Source organism: Microcoleus sp. B3-D7 (assembly GCF_036705305.1).
GTDB lineage: Bacteria > Cyanobacteriota > Cyanobacteriia > Cyanobacteriales > Microcoleaceae > Microcoleus.
Genome location: NZ_JAUBUE010000057.1, coordinates 24,108 through 38,326, shown reverse-complemented (window position 1 = coordinate 38,326; position 14,219 = coordinate 24,108). Strand labels below are relative to the sequence as shown.

Sequence of the window (14,219 nt, the reverse complement as noted above, 5' to 3'; positions counted from 1 at the left end):
TATCCTTTCTCTGCGCTGTGCTTATCTCAATGGTCAACTTTCCGCTTGATGTATTTGCAAAAGTGAGATGCACCCAAGAGCCTGTCCAATAAATTTATGAAAAGGCTTTGTGCAAGAGGTCTAGTCAAGGATGCGAGCGGTTTGATTTCGCTGATTTGATTTCCGCTGAGGTTGAGTGAAGCCAGTTTAGTCAAGGATGCGAGCGGTTTGATGTCGCTGATTTGATTTTCGCCGAGCCAGAGCAAAGTCAGTTTAGTCAAGGATTCTAGCGGTTTGATGTCGCTGATTTTATTGTTGTTGAGCCCGATCTCAGTCAGGTTAGTCAAGGATTCTAGCGGTTTGATGTCGCTGATTTTATTGTTTTCGAGCCAGAGCTGTGTCAGGTTAGTCAAGGATTCTAGCGGTTTGATGTCGCTGATTTTATTGTTGTTGAGCCCGATCTCAGTCAGTTTAGTCAAGGATTCTAGCGGTTTGATGTCACTGATTTTATTGCTGTTGAGGGAGAGCGTAGTCAGGTTAGTCAAGGATGCTAGCGGTTTGATGTCCCCGATTTGATTGCTGTGGAGGTAGAGTGAACGTAAGTTAGTTAAGGATGCTAGCGGTTTAATGTCCCCAATCTGGTTGCTGTCGAGGGTGAGCGAACGTAAGTTAGTTAAGGATGCTAGCGGTTTGATGTCTCCAATCTGATTGCTGTCGAGGGTGAGTTCGAGTTCCGTAAGACTGGAAAGTTGTCGCTCGGCTGCCTTGCACTCAGTAGTTCCCGCTTTCTTCAACAACACCTCAACAGTATGTTTAGTTTCAGGACTCAAAGAAGCTTTTTCGCGACACCAATCAGCAAATGTCCGTCCACTATCGCCCCGTTGTTTCTGAACGACCCATGAGAAAGGTTCATTTCCACTATTTTGCGACTGACTCGATACCACTAACAGGAAAACCAATATTAATAAGATCATGGGGAATAACCTCTGTAGATTTTTATATATTTCCCCCATCTAGGGCTTGAAAGTGCAGAGGGTCTGTCAGGAAATGTCATACTGTCACCCTGATATTAGTTTTCGGTTCTCTGTGGCTAGCTGTCATCGAGCCCAGTACACGATCAGCATTTGGCAACCTAAAGACCAGAGCTCACCCGCAACCGGAAGCGCAGGGAGCTTGCGACCAAAGACTGTAGGTTGTCGGTGTGCAGCGACTTGTTAGCCCGTTGTTGACGGCTCTTAGCGTGATGGACAGCGAATGGAGCGAGCGAAGCCGTCACGCCCATCAACATCAATTGTATTGTTGTTAACTACACGATAACTTGGGTCGCCGACTATGGGACTATTGGGCCGATAAGTACCTGGCACAAAGCACCCACCAGGGCCACAAAACGAAATTGAGTAGAGACCTTCCCCTGCAGGAGCAATTGCTAACCCCCAGGGATTGGAGCAATCGCCATATTTCCAGAAACCAGCAAGTGGATGTGATCGCGAAGGAACAGCCAGTTTCTCCGCGATGCGATCTAGGTCATGGCGAGAAGTGAGGCGGGTTTGTGTGATAGGTGATGTCGGGGCTAGCGGTTTGATATCGCTAATTTGATTCTTATCGAGGTCGAGCGCAACCAGGTTAGTCAAGGATGCTAGCGGTTTGATGTCGCTAATTTGATTGTTGTAGAGGGAGAGTACAGTCAGGTTAGTCAAGGATGCTAGCGGTTTGATGTCGCTAATTTGATTGTTGTAGAGGGAGAGCAAAGCCAGGTTAGTCAAGGATGCTAGCGGTTTGATGTCGCTGATTTGATTGTTTTCGAGGTAGAGCTCGGTCAGATGAGTCAAAGATGCTAGCGGTTTGATGTCCTTGATTTGATTGCCATCGAGGGCGAGCCGATCCAGTTTAGTTAAGGATGCTAGCGGTTTGATGTCCTTGATTGGATTTTTGTCGAGGGAGAGCGAAGCCAGTTTAGTCAAGGATACTAGCGGTTCGATGTCGCTGATTTGATTGCTGCCGAGGGAGAGGAAAGTCAGGTTAGTCAAGGATGCTAGCGGTTTGATGTCCCCGATCTGATTGCTGTCGAGGGAGAGGAAAGTCAGGTTAGTTAAGGATGCTAGCGGTTCGATGTCCCCGATCTGATTGCTGTCGAGGGAGAGCGTAGTCAGGTTAGTCAAGGATGTTAGCGGTTTGATGTCCTTGATTTGATTGTTGTTGAGGGTGAGTCTCGTGAGACTCGAAAGTTGTCGATCCGCCGCCTCGCACTCAGTAGTTTCCGCTCTCTCCAACAACACCTCAACAGTATGTTTAGTTTCAGGACTCAAAGAAGCCTTTTCGCGACACCAATCAGCAAATGTCCGTCCACTATCGCCCGGTTGTTTCTGCACGACCCATGAGGAAGGTGCATTTCCACTATTTTGCGACTGACTCGATACCACCAACATGAAAACAAGGGCTAATGAAATCATAGGGAATAACCTGTGTGGATTTTTATGCAAAAGCTTCGGGAACGTCCGACATCAAAATTTTACCGAAGGGGTGCCATTTGCGCTGGGGCAAACGTATCTTGTACTTTGTTAATCATCGCCATTTATATAAATGGTTAATATCTTTACCTACCCATTTTTATAAATGGCTGTTAAGAGTTTAGTCAGCCGTTTTTATAAATGGCAGATGTCTTTATTTCCCCATTTCTATAACCAGGTGGTTAATGCTAGGCGGGCATACAATAGGGATAGCGATAAAAATATATAGGCTATCCACAAGTATTTAAACTTAGACAAAGGGTTAGTTCTTATTTTGAGGGAGAGAGTTAGCATTCAGTTCAACTAGAGATTCAATAGCTCCTCCAAATACAACACAGACTATTCCATATATAATCATATAGCTTATAGCCTCTCCCCAATGTAGACGTTCTTCAATACGCTCACGGAAACCTGATTGATAAGTAAAATAGAAAGTTAAAAAACTAGATAATGCTGAAATAAATCTAGCAATAAATCGTTGTTGTCTACTCAATAAGCGCCATTTTTTTCTGTGCCAAAATTTAATTACAAAATAGCAGTAGCAGCTAACTATTATTGCTCCCAAAGCTTCCATTAAAAACCCTCCTAGATCGTAGGCAGCCTGAGTCCCTCCATTTATATCTCCGAAAAAAGAGCCAAAGGTGTAAGTAAACAAGCCGATCACTGCCCCTATAATAAAACTTTTAAGGGTTATTTTGGAGAAAAGTTGCAAAAATTCTTGGATAGGCATTTGTGTTTTTCTTTATTTTTACAAGGTGAATCTACGTTTTGGATTTCCATTGTGAAAGCATTCCTCTACGATATTAAATCGGAGTAGGCCATAAAAGCTTATAAAAAAGTGGAAGAAATAAATTAAACAAACAATTTTTTTAGCTTTTACAAAAATGAAATGCTTCCGATTCAATAACTATTCTTAAGGCTGGTGTTTTCAGTAAAACATTAAAGGAAAACTCCCCACAAAATACTAAAGGTATTCTAGCTTATTGATGAGGAGCTACTAATATACGTTATGCCTTTACCAACCTTTGGGTGGTTCATTGCACTTATTAGTTTTAGTGTCAAAAAATGGGGTAGTATTTACTGGCAAATTTTTGGGTGGATCGAACACCACTGCCTTTGGCAGATCCCCATCTCTAGTTCGCTTAGTCCATTTTTCCTGACATTTCTTTACAACTTCTTTATTGTTTTTTTCATTGCTCTCCATCCAGACATCAATAAAATTCTGGGTTCCATGGTCCCCGCATGGTGAATCTCCACATAAATCTTCTACAATCATGTACTTTTGCAGCCCCCTTACATAAAGCCAAGTTCCAGGTTTTGCCGGGAAACTTTCGGGTACTGCAATCGTAATTGGATCTTCATAAGTTCCCCGCCCACCAGCTTCTTTGTGTACTTTGGGATATTTAATTGCTCTGCTGTTCGGTGGATTATTATCATGATAGCTATAAAAAGTTATAGCCTCAACACTTGTATCTAAAGCAGACAGAGCTGGAATAGTAATTGTCGCCGTCCCACAAAGAATAGCGCAAGTTCCAAAAACAATAAAGTCAGTCACTTTGATTTTCATGTCATTAATATCAGGATGTGTTTTTTAAACCTTCTGTTTAGAAGCTAGCTAAAAAAGCTTAGAGTGACACAAGAGCAGTAACTACGGTTTCAGGACATTAGCTGGAAACTGCCCTGTCACATTACCCGCAGGAGCATAATGGCAGACTACATAGAAAGCTTGATGCTGTTTGCCCTGAAGCGTTTTGGTGCCTTGTGCTGCACTACAGCCTAATTGGGTACTGCTCTTCCAAACTACTTGAGTAAAATGTCCAGTAGTGGTAGCAAATCCTGGATTAGTGTAGTTATATTTTGCTACTTCGTCGTACCAGGTTTTTATCGCGCTGTTAGCGAGGGTATCTGTAGCTATAGAACCCGCCGTCGTATAGAAAACATAAAGGTTTTCTCCAGCACCGTTCCGTTGGCGGGAGGAACTATGTGCCAACACTCCAGTCCTTGCTATCTGCTTAGCCCAAGATTGAGCGGTGCTGTTAAGAGAATCATTGAGGGTCATTGCAGAGCTACGATGCGCGTTGCGATAGGTATTGTGCTTAGATAAGAGGCTATTACGTAAAGTCGCCTGATCGATGGAGGTTTGTCCTCCTGCACCCTTGCTCAGCGTTCCCAGTAACAGAATGCTGACCAATCCTATCGAAGTCAATCTCATCAATTGGGGCTGATTCATTAGCATCTCCTAAAATGTGGTAGATGTCAAAAGTAAAGATATCGCCAACACTTTAGCTGACTTTAGCTCGACGTTTTTGAAACCGTGGTACAAACCCTTGGCATTGACAGAGAGTGTTTGGTTCATGGCTTTTATCTTAAATAGCTTATGGTGTAAGTACAATAGTCCGGACAGTTTTTATATAGCCCAATGGCTTATTCTGTAGGACTTTGAGCCACTGTGGATAATTAAATCAATGTCAGCTCCACCCCTACGCGGCATTTAATTCGACTTTATTTATGATCCTTGCCGTGTAAAGCTTGTAGTCTGGTTCCCAAAACTGTCCGGAGTATTGTAAGTAGGTAAGCAAGATTAAACACAGCTATGTAACAGTATGTAAACAGGGCTAACTTAGCCACGCTTAGGGCATTTGGATCCTTTACAAGCGTTTACATAATTTTTTTTTACAGCGCTTACCTACTTACAGTTGCCAAAGTAACCAGTTTGTAAACCATTTTTGTTTTTCTCCTTGGTTTTTCTGGTGAGCGTGTGGTTGGTAGTAATAATACGATAAATAAATATATTGGATGAAACTAGAGTAGTTTGTGCCAAGTTTAGTGCTTAAGTTTGTATTTCCTGTTGCTTTTTAATGTAGTTATCGTTGCACAACTGTGCAAGGGGTAATTTGAAATTACTCTTACTCTAAAAAGTGAAGTGATGTTGTGTAAACTAACAACGCTGAAATAGATTGAATCAAGCGACTATTTTTGACATTAATAACCGAGCTAAGCTGGTGAATATATTTGCAAAAACGAGTACCCTTTATCCTCATCGGTAACTGGCTGTATGGTGGGGTCAATACGGTTCGGTTAAAACCAAAAACCAAGTAATTTGTCAAGCTCAGTCAAGTCCAAAAATTATCTTCATCTGGAATACCAAAGTGAGAACGCCAATCAGTCGCTAAAAAATACCCTGACCAAGAGTTAGCAAATTGTTAGGATCGTATGTACAGTGACTTTTTATTTGACATGGAGACATATGAGTGCCGTTAAAGAGGCAAAGCTAAATCTGGCTTGCTTTTTTGGCTCAATCTAGCTTGCCAATGCTGATCGCCAAATGCTAGAACGCTGAGCAAACTTTCTCTGTAATCCTGTAAGAGGGAAGGTTTTGCTCAACGACACAAAGTTGTCTCGCTGTTATTTAATTAGGCACTGTACAGCCGTCTCAAAGAGCCAGGGAGAAACAGAAGAAGACATAGTAAGTTTTGGATTGGTTTATATGGCGAAAATTGGTTGATTGCCTTGGACTCCTGTCAGGAGTGGGTAGAGTCCATGATGAGTTTATTTCCTAAGGGGCGAGCATTTTATCAGAGGGAATTAAGAGCTATAAAGCTGATGGAGCAACCTCTTTAGACTCGTTGTCGCCCCCTGAAGTAAAGAACTCCAGAAAGAGGTAGCAAACTTTCAAACAAAGATATGGCACTGGCAGATGTCACCCAAGAACGATTGGCTACATCAAACCCGATAACAATTGCACTAGCCATCAAACCTTGTAAAACTGCACGACGTGAAGTGTTGTTTTTCATTACTGCTTAGAGGTTAGTTAGCGTGTACTGTCTGCAATCTGCTTCAAGTTTTCAATTTGTTTCGCGCGAGCGGAGCGTTCTTTTGGCGACAATTCTGAAGTGGTTTTTGGTGCTTCCGACACAGCCAAATCTTTTAACAAAGTTGAACCTATTTCTCCCAGTTTCGACGCTTGGGCGAGTTTGAGCGCTTCATCTAGCGCGTTGTACCATAAACCTGCCTCAGCATAGATATTAGCTTTCTCAACGCTATTTACTGCTTTGTTGAGTTTACTTTGCACGGCAGCAGGCATTGCTACAACCTCAATAGTTGCCTCGCTTACTAGATCGCCTGATGGGTTATCTGGGTCGCAATTGATAACAACTTGCCAAAGATATTGTTTCTCCTGTTGCAGTCCTTGTTCGCTATTCGAGAACGGAGATAATTTCATAATTCCCGGTGAACTCTGCAAGGATATCTCGCGAACTTGTTGGGGTTTAGCACCTGGAACCCACTCGTAAATCGTGAGTTTTATTGGCTTGGAGGCAGAATCATTAGGCACAAACCAAGCGAACGTAGGGTATCGAGAAATCGTTCGTCCTATGTAGTTCACAGGGGCGAGAACAGTTAGTGGCATATCTCCTCCAGAACACCCTCTAGTCGTTCCTCCATCCGATTTTCTTTCGCGAGGGGGAGACTTTTGATCGCCAGGTGCATAACCCGCCAGAACTGCCGGAGTTACAATCAGCGTTAAACTCAAGGCACAACTGGTGAGTATTTTGATGTTGATGCGTTCGTTAAAGAACCATTGGATTGACATCATAACTTAGCCTTTTTTCCTTTTTTAATCATTTAATAGCTAATTTAGTTTTTTGTCCTAACTGATTGTTAACTATGGTAACATCAAATTCCCAATGCCTTAATTGATTAGGAAGTTGTTCAACTTCTAAATCATAGTCACCTAATCTCACAATATTCATGGCTTGTTTGATTTTGTGCGTTTTTTCTCATACCTTAGATCCTCTCTTGGGGTATTGTGGCCATTGCCAAAGTAACCAACCAGTTGGTCAACCCTTTTTGTTTTTCTCCTTGTTTTTTAGGGCGTCTGTGTGAGTATTAGTCCTATAATAAATAAATAGATTAGATCCAACTAGAGTAGCTTGTGCCAAGTTAATTGCTTGAGTTTGTATTTCCTGTCGCTCTTTAAGGTAGTTATAATTGCACAACTCGGCAATCTTATTGGCCCTCCTTATTAATCTAATTTTCGGGTAACTCGGTGAGGCTGTTTTGGATATAGCAATTCTCGTTTAAGTGAGGTTCACAATAACGAGGGGTCTAGTTCCTGCCTTTCAAAATCTTGGTTGTGAAGTTACGTTTTATACTAGCAAAATTCCAGTTTGTCCCCGTAATGGGCCAAGTTAACTCACACAAAGTTCCTTTCTCTCCGAGACAGATTCGCTTAAATTTTCCTTTTAATTTTTTGGCGAGATTTAGACACTGCTTTGTTCCCCGACCTTCATAGGCAGAGCAAATGCTAGATCCATTATCTTTAATACTTAGGGTGTACCAGCCTTCATTTTGCTTGCCAGTAGCACTGAGACGGGTCAAATTTTTAGCGTGTTTTCCGACATTGCACAGTGCTTCTTCCAGAAATTGGCAGAGTTCTCGCTTTTGTTCCAGGCTTAAGTATTGCTCTTCAATTGGCTCGAACGAATAAACTTTAACTTTGAGCGTTTTAAAGGAAGGAAAGTTTCGCTGGAGTGTATGGCTGTAGACTTCATAGAGTAGCTCGCGAATCGGTATCTTTAAGTCTAGAATTAGACCACTACCTAGACGGAGACTTTCCTTTCGATCTAGGGCTTCTAGTTTCAGGTACTCGCCAACTTCTCTGATTTCCCAGTTCAGATTTTTCAATTCTTCGAGCAATCGATTTGGTTCTAAATCTTGGTCTTGAACGTGCCTCAAAATATTGGCTAGTGTTTGCAGAGGGCCATTATGAATTTCAACAAATGTCCGTTCGATGGTGTGTTGGCGGAGCTCAATCTGAAACCTCAAAAATCGGTCGTATTGATAGAAAGTGTTCAAGATTGCACCATTAATGACTAAAATTAATAAAGCTGGTGCTACTGGAATCCACCATCCCCCGATGATGAAAGCATAGCCAATTCCAACTAACCCAAGGCTGGCGGCGGCAACATACACGAGGTTTTTTAATGGAGATTGAGTCAGCCGACCGAAATAAATAGCTAAAACGCCCCAAGCGACAATCCAAAGATATTCCCAACCCTGCGACCAGGTTTTTAAAACGGGTCGTCCATCGAGAACTGCACTGACGATTTGGCTGGCCACATGGGCATGAAATTCTACGCCATAAATTTTCCCAGCCGGTTGTAAATTAGCGATCGCAGAAGTATTGACAAAATCTTTAATACTAGGAGCCGTTATCCCAATTAGAACAATGCGATCGCCCAAGATATCGCGCAACAGATCGGAATTACCTTTGGCGGCTTCAATATCGTTAATATCTTGAAGGGATAGCGTGCGAAATCGTTTCCCAGCGTTGCGATAATTGAGGAGTAGCTGAACACCAAAATCATCACCGCCCGCGTAGCCCCCAGAATTGGGAAAAAAGCGAGGAAGTTCAGTCGAACCAAACCGCATTGCTTTGCGATCGCGAATGCCATTGCTTAGTTCAATGCCTTTAGCTTTGAGATACGTTTCTGCCAGTCGCAAAGGCAGGGAAAAAGCGTATTTTTTATTGTCTTCAGATTTATTTATTCCTAGTATTGCACGCCTGACCTTGCCGTCATTATCGGAAAGGTAATCTATAAAACCGATTTTTTCTGGGGGTAAGTTGGGGGGCGATTTAATAGAATCAGGTATAACTTTTTCCACCAAAATCAGATTTTTGATATCTTTAAAAGTTGCACCGAGTTCGGCATGACCGGGTTCAACGGGTAGATCTCTAACAATATCAAGACCGATAACTCTGGGCCGGTACTTCTGCAAAGTTCTTAACAGTTTGGCAATTTCGCGATCGGGTATAGGGTAATTTCTGATACGTCGGATATCGGCTTCATCAATTCCCACAATCACAATTCGTTCGTCGATAGGTTCAGATGGTCGCAGCCTCAGAAACGAGTCGAAAGTTACCCATTCTATCAATTGCAGCGCTCCACTCAAACGAACGAGTACAATCAGAACTATAGCAACAATTCCTGGCCGGGTTTCTACAGACCAGATGGTAAATTTTTTTCTAATTTTGCTCAAAATAGTAGATAACAACAGTTTCTTCCTTAACAAAACCGATTAATCAATAAACCCCTCTTCTCTAGCTCGTTTTTCCGTTTGAATGCGGAGACTTTTGCCATCTTCCGGGTAAACCCCTAAAACGTCTTGAACTTTTGTCCAGTAGTGGCGTACTGTTCTGAGGGATAGGTTCATACGATCGGCAATGATTTTATCTTCCAATTCTTCTTCAAAAGCGAGATTGAGTACCTCAAGCCACTCTGGCTTGACTTCCCCTGGTGGCATTTTCAAATCTTTGGTATGGGTAACTCCTTTGAGTGCCAAGTCAATCCGCTTCAACATCTCCTCACTGGAAAGTCCTTTGTCAGCTACGGTAAACCCTCCTTCATGAGCGTCGATATCTGGTTTAATCCGCACCAGTGCTTTGACATAACTGCTTTGCACAACCAAATTTAGGGTGGGATAGTTTTTCATTAAAGTTCCCAGGCTTTTGATGCCTCGATTGATTTCGGCAGTGTGCCCGAAGGTTTCTGGTAGGGAAAGATCCATAATAACTAAGTCTGGCATAAATGATTCGACCTGTTCGAGAGCATTCTGGGTTGTTTTAGCGGTAAGGATTTCGGCTTGTGGGTACTGCCGTTTCAGCAAGTCGATCGTGCCGCTTAAGATTAGTTCGTGGTCATCCACTACAAGTATTTTGAGTGTCTCTAGTTTTGGTAAATCTTGGCTCATCATAATTGGTAATTGGTAATTGGTAATTCCTTACCCAGTAAGCATTTAGTTCAATCGGAGTGGGGCAAGTGTGTTCTTATTATCCAAATAACTAAGAAAGATCCCGTTTCTGGTTAATTTAAGATTTTTGTTCCTTTAATGATATTATAATGTTCGGTCAAATGCCTGTAATAACAACAGTTTGTAGTAAGGACTTCAGTCCTTTCAAGGATTAAGGATAAGGACTAAAGTCCTTACTACGAACATATAATGGGCGAAGCGAAGCTGAGGGGATTGGCTGGACATCATATGAGTCAGACAAATCATCGATTTAATTGATAAAATTGGTTTCCTTTTATATGATATAAAAATTAGCTAGAAAATATATTGCACAATTGTGCAAACTCGATCGCACAAATATGCAATTAGGTTACCAAACTACTACAGCCTACTTCAAAACGGCTGATAGCGTACTGAAAAGTAGATACCCTTATCTTGCAGCGAGTTTCCCCGATCGCCAACTGAAATTAAGGGGAGACCGTAGTCCAGGCGCAACGATAAATCGGGGGCAATCTGCCATCGCAAGCCCAGTCCTAAACTGGCAATTGTAGCTGGATCTGGGTCAATATCTTGATCGTTCCAGACCGTTCCGATTTCAAAAGAAGGCGCTAACTGCAGTGTATTGGAATCTGACGCGAGGGGAATGCGAACTTCCACTGAACCCACAATGCCATTGTCGGCAACAAGTTGGTTTTGTCGGTAGCCGCGAACTGTATCGACTCCACCAATACTGAAACGTTCTAAAGGTAGCAAAGAATCTGGAGTTAGTTGAGCATCAATTCGCGCTACTAACACATTTCTACCCGATAACTGCTGCACCCACTGAAATTGTCCCAACCAGGAAAAGAATCGCCCGTCAGTGCCCGTATTGTTGACAGTTGCGTCAAAGGCATCTATCCCTAGACTGAATTGAGAACGGCCTGCTAAAACTCGTCTTCTGCCCCGATCGACCCAATCTTGAGAAAACCGAATTACTGTAACTTTAGATTCGCCTTTTTCAGGACCTTCTGTGAAGGAAAAGGGCCGATCGTCGAGGATGTACGTTTGGCTGCGACGGCGATCTAAACCTAAGCTTAATGCAAATTCACGGGTTGGTGTTCTGGTAATCGGCTGGCGGATATTGAGGGAATAGGTTTGAGTTTCGCTTCTAATACCGATATCCCGGAACTCTCGTTCAATAATTCGGCTATCGCCATTGTTATAGCGGAAGTTAAGGGCACCGTTACGAGCATTCACGGGGATTGTATAGTTGATGTCGTAGAGGTCGAGTCCTTCTGTACGACCGTATTGGGCTAATAAGCGATCGCCAAATCCCAACAGATTATCATGACTGACTTGTACGCTGCCTTGGACTGAACCAATGCTGGGAGATTGGTTGTTATCCAGTACGATCGCACTGTGAAAGGCAGGCGCTTCTTTGAGATTGATTCGCAAGATATTGCGGCCTGGAGTGCTGCCTGCGGTTAACTCGGCATTTACCCTCTCGATCAGCGGATCGAGTTGCAACAGTTGCAAGGCTTCTTCTAAACGTTGTTGGTTTAAGGGGGTAGAGGTGGCAAGTTCTAGGCGCGATCGCACGTATCCTTCTCGCAATCGATTTAACCCACCGATTTCAATCTGTTGGAGTTCGCCCTCTACGACTTGAATTTTGACTGTACCGCTGCTGAGATCTTGATTGTTGGGCAGGAAAGCTCCAGAAGTAATGTAGCGGTTTTTAATATAGAGTTGAATAATCGCCGATCGCAGTTCGAGTAACTCTTCAAACGTGACTGAACGGTTCTCGTAAGGCTGAATTAATTTGGCAATTTCGTCCTGTAAGACGGTGTTTCCCAGCACTTCTATTTTGTTGATGAAAAAGCGATCGCCCGACGGGGGAGTAACTTCAGGTGACTCTTGAATTGGGGGAATTTGCAGTTCGGGTGCCGGTGGTGGTGAAGGCGTTTCATCGGGGAAAGGACGGGGTGTTTGAGAGGAATTGGGAATTGTTTGTTCGATCGCGTCTGGTGCCTTAGGGGGAATGGTGACACCTGGTGGCGGTGCGGATTGGGCGATCGCACTGAGGGTAAAACAAGTTGATGTCGCGATGCTTGAACCTGAAAGGGCAACCCACCTGAAGATTGGGTACATATTTTTGTTAGTGAATTAATAACATTCTCGACTCATAACAAGTTTCCCATTCGGCAGTCGATACACGCCTTGGGGTTCTACAATTGGGTCGCCTTTTTGCCAAGAACGATTTGAGGATGTGGCGTCACTGGGTAAAGTTTCCACATCTACTGTGGGAAAGTCGGACATTTGGACATCTCCAGGGCGTTGCGGTAAGCCACCAGTACCCGTGACGGTAAAACTTCCCCTGGTTGGTCGATCGCGGCGGACAATGCAGCTAGAGGCCAGGAGGCTGTCGGTGTCAATCCGATTTTCCGGTAACTCGGTGAGACTGTTTTGGATCGAGGTGGTATCGGGTAGGGCGATCGTTCCAGAAGCAAGATTACCAGTGGCATTGATATCGACTCGATTATTGCGATCCAGGGTAGCAGGATCGGTGCTGCGGGGTGCTCTTGTGTAGCTTTCGCCGAAGAAGACAGGAGTGTCGAGGGTGATATTTCCACCTCTGCCTTCACGGGCAAAAGTGAGGATATCGCTGTCGTCGAAAGCGAGGATGGAGTCAGCTTTTATGTCTATCTTGCCACCACCGCCTGCACCAGAGTTAACCCTGCTGGTGATGTCACTGTTGCCCGATAGGCGAATATTAGAAGCTGTGATGTCGATACTTCCCCCGGAAGATCGATCGGAGGTGGTTGAGATCGTGCCATTGTTAGCTTCTAGGGTATCGCGGGCTGTAATGTTGATATTGCCTGCTGTCCCTTCTCGCCTGCTGCTGCTGGATACCTCTGCCCCATCGCGCACCAGCAAGCGCCCCGTGTCAATCCTCAAGGCCCCTGCATCCCCACTCCCTTGACTCTCAGCAAACAAGCCACTCCTCCCCGGACTAAGGGCTAGTACTCCAATCACCTCAACTGAATCCGTTGCCTTTATCTGCAAGCTGCCACCGTTGCCCGAACCTCCAGTAGTGGTTGATACCCCTGCCCCATCGCGCACCAGCAAGCGCCCCGTGTCAATCCTCAAGTCCCCTGCATCCCCACTCCCTTGACTCTCAGTAGACAAGCCACTGGGTAACTGACCACTGGCTGAGCTACCAATCACCTCAACTGAATCCGTTGCCTTTATCTGCAAGCTGCCGCCCTTGCCCGAACCGAAAGTATCGGTTGATACCGCTGCCCCATTGCGCACCAGCAAGCGCCCCGTGTCAATCCTCAAGTCCCCTGCATCCCCACTCCCAGAACTAGAAGCTAACAAGTCGCTGCGGAACTGACCACTGGCTGATGTGCCAGTCACCTCAACAGAATCCGTTGCCTTTATCTGCAAGCTGCCGCCCTTGCCCGAACCGAAAGTATCGGTTGATACCGCTGCCCCATTGCGCACCAGCAAGCGCCCCGTGTCAATCCTCAAGTCCCCTGCATCCCCACTCCCTTGACTCTCAGCAAACAAGCCACTCCTCCCCGGACTAAGGGCTGGTACTCCAATCACCTCAACAGAATCCGTTGCCCTTATCTGCAAGCTGCCGCCCTTGCCCGAACCGAAAGTATCGGTTGATACCACTGCCCCATTGCGCACCAGCAAGCGCCCCGTGTCAATCCTCAAGTCCCCTGCATCCCCACTCCCAGAACTAGAAGCTAACAAGCTACTGCGGAACTGATCACTCGCTGAGCTACCAATCATCTCAACAGAATCCGTTGCCTTTATCTGCAAGCTGCCGCCCTTGCCCGAACCAAAAGTATCGGTTGATACCGCTGCCCCATTGCGTACCAGCAAGCGCCCCGTGTCAATCCTCAAGTCCCCTGCATCCCCACTCCCAGAACTAGAAGCTAACAAGCTACTGCG

10 protein-coding genes and 1 pseudogene are annotated in these 14,219 nt (G+C 44.5%); all 11 read right to left on the bottom strand.

Annotated features, from left to right (window positions below; translation table 11 throughout):
* Positions 1–26: 26 nt before the first annotated feature.
* Positions 27–953 carry a leucine-rich repeat domain-containing protein gene (locus tag QUB25_RS26265; RefSeq protein WP_333187845.1) on the bottom strand — a complete coding sequence of 309 codons (927 nt, stop codon included), beginning with the start codon at positions 951–953 and terminating at the stop codon, positions 27–29.
* Between the two features lie 261 nt (positions 954–1,214).
* The gene (locus QUB25_RS26260) at positions 1,215–2,429 is read right to left on the bottom strand and encodes a leucine-rich repeat domain-containing protein (protein ID WP_333187842.1); all 1,215 of its coding nucleotides are present in this window, start codon (positions 2,427–2,429) and stop codon (positions 1,215–1,217) included.
* A 319-nt stretch (positions 2,430–2,748) separates the two neighbouring features.
* Positions 2,749–3,216, bottom strand: a complete 468-nt coding sequence (locus QUB25_RS26255) for a hypothetical protein (RefSeq protein ID WP_333187839.1) — start codon at positions 3,214–3,216, stop codon at positions 2,749–2,751.
* Between the two features lie 285 nt (positions 3,217–3,501).
* Entirely contained in the window at positions 3,502–4,053 is a 552-nt protein-coding gene (locus QUB25_RS26250; protein ID WP_333078920.1) for a hypothetical protein, read from the bottom strand.
* Positions 4,054–4,134: 81 nt separating this feature from the next.
* Positions 4,135–4,716, bottom strand: a complete 582-nt coding sequence (locus tag QUB25_RS26245; protein WP_333078921.1) for a CAP family protein — start codon at positions 4,714–4,716, stop codon at positions 4,135–4,137.
* A gap of 1,387 nt (positions 4,717–6,103) precedes the next feature.
* Positions 6,104–6,280 carry a hypothetical protein gene (locus tag QUB25_RS26240; RefSeq protein WP_333187836.1) on the bottom strand — a complete coding sequence of 59 codons (177 nt, stop codon included), beginning with the start codon at positions 6,278–6,280 and terminating at the stop codon, positions 6,104–6,106.
* Between the two features lie 17 nt (positions 6,281–6,297).
* Positions 6,298–7,080 carry a DUF928 domain-containing protein gene (locus tag QUB25_RS26235; RefSeq protein WP_333187833.1) on the bottom strand — a complete coding sequence of 261 codons (783 nt, stop codon included), beginning with the start codon at positions 7,078–7,080 and terminating at the stop codon, positions 6,298–6,300.
* Between the two features lie 512 nt (positions 7,081–7,592).
* Positions 7,593–9,542 (bottom strand): CHASE2 domain-containing protein, encoded by a 1,950-nt coding sequence (locus QUB25_RS26230; RefSeq protein ID WP_333187832.1) that lies wholly within the window; start codon positions 9,540–9,542, stop codon positions 7,593–7,595.
* Between the two features lie 24 nt (positions 9,543–9,566).
* Positions 9,567–10,241, bottom strand: a complete 675-nt coding sequence (locus tag QUB25_RS26225; RefSeq protein WP_333187830.1) for a response regulator transcription factor — start codon at positions 10,239–10,241, stop codon at positions 9,567–9,569.
* 429 nt (positions 10,242–10,670) lie between these two features.
* Positions 10,671–12,404, bottom strand: a complete 1,734-nt coding sequence (locus QUB25_RS26220) for a ShlB/FhaC/HecB family hemolysin secretion/activation protein (RefSeq protein ID WP_333187827.1) — start codon at positions 12,402–12,404, stop codon at positions 10,671–10,673.
* 15 nt (positions 12,405–12,419) lie between these two features.
* Positions 12,420–14,219, bottom strand: a pseudogene (locus QUB25_RS26215) (S-layer family protein); the annotation flags it as partial.

Excerpts from the sequence above, each read along its gene's own strand:
- QUB25_RS26265 (WP_333187845.1), bottom strand. The coding sequence starts at position 953 with ATGATCTTATTAATATTGGTTTTCCTGTTAGTGGTATCGAGTCAGTCG.
- QUB25_RS26260 (WP_333187842.1), bottom strand. The coding sequence starts at position 2,429 with ATGATTTCATTAGCCCTTGTTTTCATGTTGGTGGTATCGAGTCAGTCG.
- QUB25_RS26255 (WP_333187839.1), bottom strand. The coding sequence starts at position 3,216 with ATGCCTATCCAAGAATTTTTGCAACTTTTCTCCAAAATAACCCTTAAA.
- QUB25_RS26250 (WP_333078920.1), bottom strand. The coding sequence starts at position 4,053 with ATGAAAATCAAAGTGACTGACTTTATTGTTTTTGGAACTTGCGCTATT.
- QUB25_RS26245 (WP_333078921.1), bottom strand. The coding sequence starts at position 4,716 with ATGAATCAGCCCCAATTGATGAGATTGACTTCGATAGGATTGGTCAGC.
- QUB25_RS26240 (WP_333187836.1), bottom strand. The coding sequence starts at position 6,280 with ATGAAAAACAACACTTCACGTCGTGCAGTTTTACAAGGTTTGATGGCT.
- QUB25_RS26235 (WP_333187833.1), bottom strand. The coding sequence starts at position 7,080 with ATGATGTCAATCCAATGGTTCTTTAACGAACGCATCAACATCAAAATA.
- QUB25_RS26225 (WP_333187830.1), bottom strand. The coding sequence starts at position 10,241 with ATGATGAGCCAAGATTTACCAAAACTAGAGACACTCAAAATACTTGTA.
- QUB25_RS26220 (WP_333187827.1), bottom strand. The coding sequence starts at position 12,404 with ATGTACCCAATCTTCAGGTGGGTTGCCCTTTCAGGTTCAAGCATCGCG.